Genomic DNA, 10,672 nt, shown 5'->3' with positions numbered 1-10,672 from the left:
TTCCTGCTGTACTCGCCGATGACCCGCCACAGCATCGCGGAGATCGCCGACGGCCTCGCGCCGGCGCTGAAGCGTCGCGGAGCGATCCGCGACGGTTACACCTACACGACCCTGAACGAGAACATCCACGAATTCTGACCCGGCGGAATCCGGTCGAGGACTGCATCTGCCCGGTGCGGTCCTCGACCGCGTTCGGCAGACCTGCCGGCCGCCGGGGATTCGGAACCCGAGAGGCCGACGAGTATGAACGAGAACGTCATCATGAGACAACGAGCCACCCATCCGCGAGCGGTGGGCGGATCGGCGGGTAACCGCAATACCCTCTCGCGGCGAGTGCACGACATGCTGCTGGCCTCGGTGCGGGAGGGAATCTACGCAGAAGACCAGGTACTCGTCGAGGATCAGCTGATCGCCGCTCTCGACGCCAGCCGCACCGCCGTGCGTGAAGCGCTTCGGAAACTGGCGGACGAGGGAGTCGTCGTGCGACATCCGCGCAGCGGCACGATCGTGGTGAACACCGGAGTCCGGATCGCGCTGGAGGACATTCGCGTCGCCGACGCCCCGTCGGACGAGATGGACATCGTGATCACCGAGCAACGCACCGTTCCCAGCACCTCGTTGCTGAGAACCAGACTCTCGACATCGGATCGACGACTGCGGATGATGGAGAACCACTTTGCGCTGAAGGGGGCGGTGATCGGGATTCGCACGGCGTACTTCCGATCGTCCTTCGACGCGGTGAGCTACGAGGGCCGGGCTGCGATGAGCGAGGTCGCCTCTCGATTCTTCGGCCGGACGGTGTCCCGGATCGACACGTCGATCGGGGCGACGACGGCGGACGGTCGTACCGCCCGGATTCTCGGGATATCGGAGGGCTCCGCGGTCGTCGTGCGGAACCAGACCTTCTACGATTCTCACGAACGGCCGATCCAGATCGCCTTCGATCACTACCGAGCCGATCGCGTCACATTCGTCCACGGCCGGCCGTCTACGGTATCGGTCGCGTCACCGCACCTGCACGCGACAACCGGTGGGCCACAGCCGGATTGAGAACCTCCGCTCCATTGAGCGAATTTCCCGGCTTCGGGTGGGTCTGCCGGTGTAACGATCCCGAAACGCCGATGGGGTAAAAAGACCCGGTACCGGCGTGACGTTCGGTATCAGGGATCCAGGAGGCACAGTGCCACAGGAAATGCTTCGGGAGGATTCGCCTGCCAGAGGGGCGACCAATCAGACACGTCGCGCATACGGCCTCATCCGATCGCTGATCAGGTCGGGCTTTCTGGTCGACGACGAGCAACTCGTCGAGGACCGTCTCGTCAAGACCATGGGCATTCCGCGCGCCCGGGTTCGGGAGGCGCTGCAGCAACTCGCCGCCGAAGGCCTCGTGGAACGTCGCCGCCGTACGGGCACGCGGGTGCGGCAGGAGTACTTCCAGGTTCCCGTCGACGACATCCTGCCGTGGCACACGCCACCGGGATTCGCGGTGCGGCAGACCGACAATCGCGTGGTGCCGTCGGGGCCGTCGATCCGGTCTCGGCTGGGCACCCACGACACGCACGTGGGGCTCGTCGAGCACGTCTTCGAGCACGTCACGGGTTCCGGCGTGGAGCCGCTGGGCGTACGGATGGCGTACTACCGCGAGCAGTACCAGCAACCCAAGGTGTGGCAGCGGTGTCCGAGTCTCGCCGACGCCTTCGAGTTCGTCTACGGCGTCCCGCTCGGCAAGGTGGACACGGTGATCGACGCGGTGGCCTGCGATACGGACACGGCCCGCGTGCTCGGCCTGCGCGAGGGTTCCCCGGTGCTCATGCGCGAACAGGTCCTCCGTGACGTGGAGGGGACGGTGCAGGAGTACACGTTCTCGTACTACCGAGCCGATCGGGTGTCCTTCCCGCTCGGCAGTGCTCCGGAGAAGGTGGCACTGTGATGTGCAGCTGACGATCGGCTCGAAGGCTACGTGCCCGCATTCCTTCGGAGGAATGCGGGCACTCTTGCGTTCGGGGTGGTTGAAGCTGCGGCGAATTCGAGTTCGTCCTTGGCGTTTTGATCGAGACCTACTGTGATCCGTCGCCAACTCGACGTCCGTGACCTGCGCAAATCGTTCGGTGACAGGCTGTGTCGCAGAGGGTTACACGGCGCAATCGACGCGCAAATGCCTCGACCATGCGGCGCAATCGATACCGCATTGACTGGTCGTCGTCACTGAGGCGAACGAGTTGTGTGGTGTCGCCGTGAACTCGATCCCGTGCCCGACCGATGCGCTGCATCGCGGGCGTGTCGCTAGAACCGGAGAACGCATGAAATCGATCAAGCATACGGCCGTCGGGGTGCTCTTCCTCGGTGCGTCGCTCGCACTGTCCGCCTGTACGGCGGCCACCGACGTCGGATCGGACGACACTTCGGACAAGACCCTTTCCGCCTCGGCGCAGGAATGCGTCGACGGTGTGCAGACCCGTCTCGCAGCCGCGACGGCACCGGCCGAGCTGATCGCGCCGACGGCACCGCTGGACCTGGCAAAGCTCCAGGGAGACACCATCTGGTTCATCACGGTGACGATGAACCAGTTCTCGGTGGACATGGTCGAAGGCGTCGAGGAAGCCGCCACGGCCGCCGGGATGAAGGTGGTCCGCTACGACGGTCAGGGCATGACCAACCGATTCAACGAGGGAATCGAACAGGCGGTGGCCCAGAAGGCGGCCGGAATCATCCTGGTCGGCATCGATCCGAGCGTGGTGTCGTCGGCACTCGCCTCTGCCGCGGCCGCCGGCATCCCCGTGCAGAACACCCTGAACACCGATCCGGACGACGCGATTCCGGCGGGCATGTACGGAAACCTCACGTCGGACTTCAGCGCCGACGGGGCGATGGCCGCCGACTGGGTGATGGCCGACAGCGGCTGCGCCGGCAACCTGGCGATCATCTCGTCCACCTCGGTCGCCGTGTGGGACAATCTCGCTCAGGGCGCGAAGTCGCAGATCGAGGCAGAGTGCCCCGACTGCTCGGTCACCATCATCGACGTCGACGTCGCCAACGTGGCGACCGACGTCGGCAGCCAGCTGCAGACCACGCTGCAGCGTGATCCCGACATCGACTACATCTTCCCCGTGTGGGACAGCGCGGTGACCTACGTCGATCCCGTTCTGTCCGCGGCCAATTCCAAGGCCAAGGTCCTCAGCCGGGACGGCCTGCAGCCGAACCTGGACGCGATCGCCTCCGGTTCCGGTCAGGACATGGACATCGCGACCCCGCCTCCGGGCTGGATCGGATGGCTCGCCGTCGACGACCTGGCCCGCGCGATGCTCGGCGAAAGCGCTCCCGGCTACGTGATTCCGACCCGCGTCATCGACGCCGACAACGTGGGCGATGGGGGCGTCGAGTCGATCTCGCCCGAATACGCGGACTACCAGTCGGCATTCAAGTCCGCATGGTCCTCGGCTCAGTAGCCGGCCGAACAGGAGATCCTCCGCATGACGACTTCCGCCACAACCCCTGAAGTGACCACCCCGGAAGCGATACCCGCTCCCGTGACGAAGAGTTCGTCCCGCTTCGACGGAGCGTTCGAACGTTGGGCGCTCGTCGGTGCGCTCGGGCTGCTCGTCCTGCTGTGCGTCGCCACGCTTCCACAGTTCCGCACGGCATCGCTGTTCACCACGATGCTCAACGCCCAGTCGCTGGTGCTCCTGCTCGCCCTCACCGCCACGATCGTGCTGCGCCTCGGAGACTTCGATCTGTCGGTCTCGCAGACGATGGTGGCGACCGCAGCCATCGTCGCCGTGATGACCAAGAACGGATATCCGGCCTACGTCGCGATCCTCACCGCGCTCGCACTCGGTGCCCTCGTCGGTGCGATCAACGCGCTCATCGTGGTGCGGGTGGGCGTCGATTCGTTCGTCGCGACCCTCGGCTCGTACACGGCGCTGGCAGGATTCGCGTACCTGATCACCGACAGCCGGATCGTGGCCGGCGTGCCGGACGGCTTCGTCAACTTCTCCCGTTCGCAGCTGCTGGGGCTGCCGATGATCACCTGGTACGCGTGGGTGCTCGTCGTGGTGCTGTGGTACGTCTACCAGCGCACCCCGCTGGGCCGGTACACCGTCTTCATCGGCGGCAACCGTGCCGCAGCACGCCTGGCCGGCATCTCCGTCGACCGGATCCGGACGTCGGCCTACATCGTGTCGGGCCTGCTGGCCGCGTTCATCGGCATCTGCTTCGCCGGATACTTCGGGGCCGTCGACCCCAGCGTCGGCGCTCAGTACATGCTGCAGCCCTTCGCGGCGGCATTCCTCGGAGCGACCGCGATCACCGTCGGCCGATTCAACGCCTGGGGCACCGTGGCCGCCCTCTACCTGCTGACGGTGGGTATCACTGCGCTCCAGCTGCTCGGTGCGCAGACCTGGGTGACCAACGTCTTCTACGGTCTCGCGCTCATCGTGTCGGTCACCGCCGCCAAGCTGGTCGGCAAGCGCCGGGCAGGAGCCCGGACATGACGGCCCTCAACGTCCTCGGGCTGCGCAAGTCCTACGGCGGTGCGGTCGCGCTCGACGGCCTGAACCTGTACGTGCGCCCCGGCGAGGTTCACGCCCTTCTCGGCCAGAACGGTTGCGGCAAGAGCACATTGGTCAAATCGCTGACCGGTGTGGTGACGCCGGACGAGGGGTCGGTCGAGGTGTTCGGCCGAACCCTGACCCTCCCGGTGGACGCTCCGCACGCGCACGGTATCGCCGTCATCCACCAGGACATCGGTCTGGTCGACGACATGACCGTCCTCGAGAATCTGGGTGCGAACGCCAAATACGGTGCCCGACTGCTGTCGCCGGTGCGTGTCGGACGCGAGAAGGCCATCTACCGCGAGCTGATGGACCGGCTCGGCTTCGACTTCCCGCTCGACGCCCAGGTGTCGACCCTCAGCCCCGCCGAGCGCGCCCTGCTCGCGGTGGTGCGGGCGATGCGCCTGATGGACGGGAACACGGACGAGCAGCTGTTCATCCTGGACGAACCGACCGCCGCGCTGCCTCGTCCGGAAGCATCCCGGCTGCTCGGGCTCATGCGCCGGGTGGCGGACGCCGGCGCAGGCGTGATCTTCATCAGCCACCGGCTCGCCGAGGTGATGGAGGTGTGCGACCGGGCGACCGTGATGCGCGCCGGCCGGGACGTGGTCGAGGTCGCGATCGAGGACACGTCCCGCGCCGAGCTCGTCGCCCACATGCTGGGGCGACGCATGGACGACTTCTACCCGGCTCCTCCCACCGTCGAGCTCGGCGCCCCGCGCCTGACGGTGCGGGGCCTGACCGGACGACGCGTCACGGACGTCGACCTCACGGTCCGCGCCGGCGAGGTCGCCGGCGAGCAGCATCGGCAGTTCTTCCTGCCCCATGCCCGCCAGTCCGGTGACGCCGACGACCTCGCCGGCGACGAGAAGCCGGTCGCCGGAGCCGTTCTGGTGGACGGAACCGAGCTGCGGGCGGGTGATCCGCGGCAGGCGATCGACCACGGGATGACCCTGGTGCCGGGAAACCGGCTGCGCGACGGCTGCTGGGTGGAAGGTACCGCGGAGGAGAACGTCATCCTTCCCGTCGTGCAACGGCATCGCCGGTGGAAGGGGCTGGACATCAAGGCGATGCGCAAGCGTGCCGCCCAGCTGATGACCGAGGTGAACGTCCATCCGAACCGGCCCGAACTGCCGATGTCCGCCTTCAGCGGCGGCAACCAGCAGAAGGTCGTCTTCGCGAAGTGGCTGCAGCTCGAGCCCGGGGTTCTGCTGCTGGACGAACCCACACAGGGTGTGGACCCGGGTTCGGCCAAGGACCTGCTGGCCGACGCCATGGCCGCGGCGACGAACGGCGCTGCGGTGGTGGTGTTCTCCGGTGAACACGAACTCCTCGCGGCGGTGTGTCACCGGGTGCTGGTGCTGCACCACGGAAACCTGATCGACGAACTGTCCGGCTCGCGACTGACCGAACAACAACTCCTCGAAGCGTGTGAATCCCCGGCGGACGACGCGCTCCTGGCAATTCACTGACCATGCCGTCGGATCCCGACGGCACAGACTCGCGGTTCCCGCGACAGCGGAACCGCGTTCGACGAAGAGAAGGACCACGAACATGACTGCAGATCCGTTCCGTCTCGGCTGGTTCGGCAACCTCGCTGCCCCCGAATGGAAGTCGCCGTACAGCGGCATCGACGCCACCACCAACTACTTCAACGGCCGCTTCTACGTCGACATGGTCCGGAACCTCGAACGCGCCGGCTTCGACTTCCTGATGATCGAAGACTCGCTGATGGTCAGCGACATCTACCGCGGCACCGCCGAGATCGAACTCAAGCACGCGCGGTACGCACCGAAGATGGATCCCGTCGTGACCGCCTCGATGCTCGCCGCGGCCACCGAGCACATCGGGATCATCGCCACCGCCTCGACGACCTTTTACCACCCGTACCAGCTGGCCCGGCAGTTCGCGACCCTCAACAACCTCACCGGTGGGCGAGTGGGCTGGAACATCGTGACCTCGAGCGAGGACCTCGCCGCGCAGAACTACGGCCTCGACAAGCTGCCGGAACACGACCTCCGGTACGAGATGGCCGAGGAGTTCGTCGACGTCGCGATGAAGCTGTGGGGTTCGTGGGAGGACGGAGCCATCCTCGCCGACCCGGAGAGCGGCTACTACGCCGACTACAAGAAGGTTCATCCGATCCACCACGAGGGCCGCTTCTACAAGTCCCGTGGACCCCTGAACGTGCCTCCGGGCCCCGGTGGACGTCCGGTGTTCTGCCAGGCCGGCGGGTCGCCGCGCGGCCGCGACTTCGCCGCCAAGTACGCCGACGTCATCCTCACGATCCCGCACGGCGTCGAGGGAGCGAAGGAATATCGTGCGGACATCCGCGCTCGCGCGGCCAAGTTCGGGCGCAACCCCGACGACATCAAGGTCTTCTCGGTGGTGTACCCGATCGTCGGTGAAACGGAGCAGGAGGCCAAGGAGAAGAACGCCGCTTGGTACGCCCGCAAGGAGCACAACTTCGAGGTCCAGATGGCGCACTTCGCGGCGACCATGGAAATCGACTTCTCCCAGTTCGATCCGGATCAGCCGATCCCGGACGATGTTTCGACCAACGGGCATCAGAGCCAGCTCGAGGTCTGGCGCAAGCAACTCGGCGGCCGCACCATCCGTGAAGGCTTCAGCGGAATGCGCGTCCAGACCACGGAGATGGTGGGTACCCCGGACTCGATCGCCGCGCAGATGGACGAGTTCATGCAGGAGGTCGGTGGCGACGGTTTCCTGATCTACGGACAGCCCATCAGCCGCCAGTCCATCGCGGAGATGACCGACGGTGTCGCTCCCGCCCTGCAGCGTCGCGGGCTTCTGCGCACCGACTACGCCCACTCCACGCTGCGCGAGAACCTGCGGTCGTTCGTCTGATGATGCACCGCTTCTATGTCGACACGCCGTGCGGGCAGATTCATGCCCGCACGGCGGGGTCGGGCCCCGAGATGGTGCTCCTGCTGCACCAGACGGCCGCGTCGTCGGCGATGTACGAAGCGTTCGCCGCGAAGTTCCTCGAGGCGCGATACGGCGAGCGCTACACGCTGGTCGCCGCGGACACCCCGGGATTCGGTATGTCCTACGTTCCGCGTGAGCAGTACGCGCTGGAGCGGTGGGCCGACGACATGGCCGCCGTCCTCGACACCCTCGGCGCACAACGCGCACACGTACTCGGTCACCACACCGGCGCCGCGATCGCCGCGACGATGGCGGCGCGCCATCCCGACCGGGTCGAGAGTCTGGCGATGGTGGGTGCAACGGCCATGACCCTGGAGGATCGGACGCGGTGGCACGCGGGGGTCACCGCGATGACACCGACCATGGACGGCGCGCATCTGCTCACGGCCTGGGAACAGGTGGGCACGATCGACGCCGACCTGACCTACGCGCCGGATCTGGTTCTCCGGCATCGCGAGGTGGTCGACAAGCTCCGGGCCGGCGTGCGCTGGCACGAGGCCTATCTCGCGGTCTTCTCCACGGATGTCGGGGCCCTGCTGGAGACGGTCACCGCGCCGGCGCTGCTGCTGTGCGGAACCTCCGACGTGCTGTACCCGTACGTGCCGGAGACCGTGCGCGCGATTCCCCACGCGCGATTCGTCGCCCTGGAAGGCGGCGGTTACATCCTGGACCAGGATCCTGCCGCGATCCTCGAGCACTACATCGGATTCCTCACCGACATCTCCGAGGAGGTCGAATGCCCACCAGTCCCGTAGTCGTGTGGTTCCTCGAACCGGACAGCGCAGCCACTATGCTGCGCACGATCGTCCAGCTCGATCTCGCGGGCGCCGACGCGGTGGTCCTGCCGGGCGGTGCCGACTGCCCGGAGGCGCTGCTGCTGGCAGCGGCGGCATCGCGTCGCGCCCCGCGGATCGGCGTCGTCGCGGAGATCTCCCCGTGGTGCCAGCCGCCCTTTCTCACGGCACGCGCTCTGGGAACCCTCGACGCACTGACCCGCGGCCGGGCCGGATGGTTCGTCTCCGGTCGTGACACCGGAACCGTGAGCACCGACGACAGCGGCCGGTGGTGCGCCGGCACAGCGACAGAGGCCGAGCGCCAGGACGCGCTCGCCGACTATCTCGCCGCGACCGCTGCCCTCGGAAACTCGTGGGAGCCCGATGCCCTGATCGCGGACGTGCCCTCCGGCCGGTACGTGGACGCGGACTGTGTCCACGTCACGAACTATCACGGCCCCTACTTCTCCACCCGCGGTCCGCTGAACGCACCCCGCCCACCCCAGGGACGCGCGGTGCGGTTCGCCGAATACCGCGAGGGAACAGCGGAATCGGATGTCGCCGATGTTCTCGTCGTCCGGTGCGAGGAGGACATTCGCGCAGCGCGGGCGAGTGCGGACTGCGTGTTGCTGCGGGTCGCCGGGGAGGCAGCGGTGGCGCCTCCGGTGACGTCCGCAGACGGATACGCATTCTCTGCCGTATCGGGTCGACTCATCGGGCAGGTGTTGCACGAGAAGCTCCCTGCGCTCGTGCCCACCCCGCGAGGCGGATTGCTGCGCGACCGATTCGGTCTGAGCGCCTCCGACTTCGAATTCGTCCCCTATCACGCCGAACAGGAGGTGTCGGCATGAGCGAGCCGATGACGCTCGGATGGTTCGTCAACTACATGCCCACCGGCTGGAACCGTCCCTGGGCGGGGCCCGATCCGCGGGCGTGGACAGATGGCAACTTCTACGTCGACATGGCGAAAGCGCTCGAACGCAGTTGCATCGACTTCATCATGCTCGAGGATTCGAGTGTGGTGCCCGAGAACTTCGGCGGCGACATGGTGGCCGAGTTCAAGGCCACCGTGAAGGCACCCAAGCACGATCCGCTTCCGTTGGCGGCGGCCATCTCCCAGGAGACGAGCCGGCTCGGAGTGGTGACCACGATGAGTACGAGTCTCTACCCGCCGGATCGGCTGGCGCGGATGCAGGCGACGCTCGACGAACTGTCCGACGGCCGGGGCGGCTGGAACATCGTCACCTCCTTCGAGGATCTCGCCGCCCAGAACGTCGGCCTCGAGAAACTGTGGGAGCACGACGAGCGTTACCTCCGCGCCGACGAATATCTGCGCGTGGTCTCCGAGATGTGGTCCGGCAGAGGCGGAGTCGAGTTCGACGGCCGGTACTACCGGGTGAGTGGTCCCGCCGCTCCCATGGGCCGGCAGGACCGTCCCGTCCTGTGCCAGGCGGGCGGGTCGCCGGCGGGCATGGATTTCGCTGCCGAGTGGGCCGACCTGATCGTCTCCGTTCCAGTGGGTATCGACGCCATGAAGAAATACCGCGACGGAATCCGGGAACGGATCGAACGCAGCGGCGGCGACCCGGACCGATGCCGGGTTCTGTACATGGTCACCCCGATCCTCGGGGAGACCGACGCGGAAGCGGTTGCGAAGCGGGACCGGATGTACTCTCCGGAGTCGGACAACTTCCTGCGCCGGATCGTCCAGTTGTCGAACATCTCCGAGATCGATTTCTCCACATACGATCTCGACGCGCCGATCCCGGAGGATGCGACCACCAACGGGGCTCAGAGCATTCTCGACACGATGAAGCGGCTGACGCGGGAGTCCTCTCTCCGGAAGGTTCTCGGCAGCACGGGGGAGTCGACCTCGCTCGATCTGGTCGGCTCGCCGGCCACGGTCGCGGACCGCATGGAGGAAGCGATGGAGGTCGTCGGTGGCGACGGTTTCCTGCTCTTCCACGGCGGGGGAGGGCTCATCACCCGGCGCTATCTCGACGAGGTGCTCGACGGCCTGATCCCCGAGCTCCAGCGTCGTGGGCTCGCCCGCAGCGAGTACGCGGAAGGGACGTTCCGGGAGCGACTGGACCGGTCGATGTCCGTCGGCCGGTAGCGGCGTTTTTCCGTATCAATCAGCCGACGTCGCGCAGTTTCCGCAGGTGATCCACGTGTGGACGCGAAGTGCATCGGCGCAATATGTACGCCACATTCAGGTCGCATTCCCGACACACACGTCGGGTCGAATACCCGGTGACGGGCGGAACGTCTCGCCCGAAAGGAGATCCACATGAAGGTCACTGTCGTTGCCGGCAATCCGAAGCCCGGCTCCCGCACCCTCGACGCGGCGAACCTGCTGGCGACCGCGCTCACCGGAGAGGCGCCCGACCACGTCGTGGA

The 10,672-nt window shown here is 66.7% G+C and carries 9 protein-coding genes and 1 pseudogene; all 10 read left to right on the top strand.

The genetic code is table 11. The features are described 5' to 3' along the window. Nucleotides 1-261: 261 nt before the first annotated feature. Nucleotides 262-1,050, top strand: coding sequence for a GntR family transcriptional regulator (locus I0Q12_RS16400; RefSeq protein WP_231610799.1), 789 nt, complete (start codon nt 262-264; stop codon nt 1,048-1,050). Between the two features lie 130 nt (nt 1,051-1,180). Next, the gene (locus tag I0Q12_RS16395) at nt 1,181-1,930 is read left to right on the top strand and encodes a GntR family transcriptional regulator (protein WP_307846284.1); all 750 of its coding nucleotides are present in this window, start codon (nt 1,181-1,183) and stop codon (nt 1,928-1,930) included. Nucleotides 1,931-2,300: 370 nt separating this feature from the next. Further along, on the top strand, nt 2,301-3,446 hold the full coding sequence (locus tag I0Q12_RS16390) for a substrate-binding domain-containing protein (protein WP_197252906.1): 1,146 nt from the start codon (nt 2,301-2,303) through the stop codon (nt 3,444-3,446). 24 nt (nt 3,447-3,470) lie between these two features. Then, the gene (locus tag I0Q12_RS16385) at nt 3,471-4,490 is read left to right on the top strand and encodes an ABC transporter permease (RefSeq protein WP_197252905.1); all 1,020 of its coding nucleotides are present in this window, start codon (nt 3,471-3,473) and stop codon (nt 4,488-4,490) included. Beyond that, nucleotides 4,487-6,022 carry a sugar ABC transporter ATP-binding protein gene (locus I0Q12_RS16380; RefSeq protein ID WP_197252904.1) on the top strand — a complete coding sequence of 512 codons (1,536 nt, stop codon included), beginning with the start codon at nt 4,487-4,489 and terminating at the stop codon, nt 6,020-6,022. Before I0Q12_RS16385 ends, I0Q12_RS16380 begins: the two co-directional genes overlap by 4 nt. Before the next feature lie 82 nt (nt 6,023-6,104). Next, nucleotides 6,105-7,418 carry an NtaA/DmoA family FMN-dependent monooxygenase gene (locus I0Q12_RS16375; RefSeq protein WP_197252903.1) on the top strand — a complete coding sequence of 438 codons (1,314 nt, stop codon included), beginning with the start codon at nt 6,105-6,107 and terminating at the stop codon, nt 7,416-7,418. Further along, entirely contained in the window at nt 7,418-8,254 is an 837-nt protein-coding gene (locus I0Q12_RS16370; protein ID WP_197252902.1) for an alpha/beta fold hydrolase, read from the top strand. The genes I0Q12_RS16375 and I0Q12_RS16370 overlap by 1 nt, the downstream gene beginning before the upstream one ends. Beyond that, nucleotides 8,236-9,123, top strand: a complete 888-nt coding sequence (locus tag I0Q12_RS16365) for an LLM class flavin-dependent oxidoreductase (RefSeq protein ID WP_197252901.1) — start codon at nt 8,236-8,238, stop codon at nt 9,121-9,123. The genes I0Q12_RS16370 and I0Q12_RS16365 overlap by 19 nt, the downstream gene beginning before the upstream one ends. Continuing rightward, nucleotides 9,120-10,388: an LLM class flavin-dependent oxidoreductase gene (locus I0Q12_RS16360; protein WP_197252900.1), complete on the top strand. Its 1,269-nt coding sequence runs from the start codon at nt 9,120-9,122 to the stop codon at nt 10,386-10,388. The genes I0Q12_RS16365 and I0Q12_RS16360 overlap by 4 nt, the downstream gene beginning before the upstream one ends. Nucleotides 10,389-10,562: 174 nt before the next feature. Next, nucleotides 10,563-10,672: pseudogene (locus I0Q12_RS33025) on the top strand (NADPH-dependent oxidoreductase); the annotation flags it as partial.

This window comes from Rhodococcus sp. CX (assembly GCF_015865005.1).
Lineage (GTDB): Bacteria > Actinomycetota > Actinomycetes > Mycobacteriales > Mycobacteriaceae > Rhodococcus.
This window is presented reverse-complemented; position numbering and strand designations above follow the sequence as displayed.

What these genes read in the sequence shown, in the direction of transcription:
- I0Q12_RS16400 (WP_231610799.1), top strand. Translation starts at nt 262, where the DNA reads ATGAGACAACGAGCCACCCATCCGCGAGCGGTGGGCGGATCGGCGGGT.
- I0Q12_RS16390 (WP_197252906.1), top strand. Translation starts at nt 2,301, where the DNA reads ATGAAATCGATCAAGCATACGGCCGTCGGGGTGCTCTTCCTCGGTGCG.
- I0Q12_RS16385 (WP_197252905.1), top strand. Translation starts at nt 3,471, where the DNA reads ATGACGACTTCCGCCACAACCCCTGAAGTGACCACCCCGGAAGCGATA.
- I0Q12_RS16380 (WP_197252904.1), top strand. Translation starts at nt 4,487, where the DNA reads ATGACGGCCCTCAACGTCCTCGGGCTGCGCAAGTCCTACGGCGGTGCG.
- I0Q12_RS16375 (WP_197252903.1), top strand. Translation starts at nt 6,105, where the DNA reads ATGACTGCAGATCCGTTCCGTCTCGGCTGGTTCGGCAACCTCGCTGCC.
- I0Q12_RS16370 (WP_197252902.1), top strand. Translation starts at nt 7,418, where the DNA reads ATGATGCACCGCTTCTATGTCGACACGCCGTGCGGGCAGATTCATGCC.
- I0Q12_RS16365 (WP_197252901.1), top strand. Translation starts at nt 8,236, where the DNA reads ATGCCCACCAGTCCCGTAGTCGTGTGGTTCCTCGAACCGGACAGCGCA.
- I0Q12_RS16360 (WP_197252900.1), top strand. Translation starts at nt 9,120, where the DNA reads ATGAGCGAGCCGATGACGCTCGGATGGTTCGTCAACTACATGCCCACC.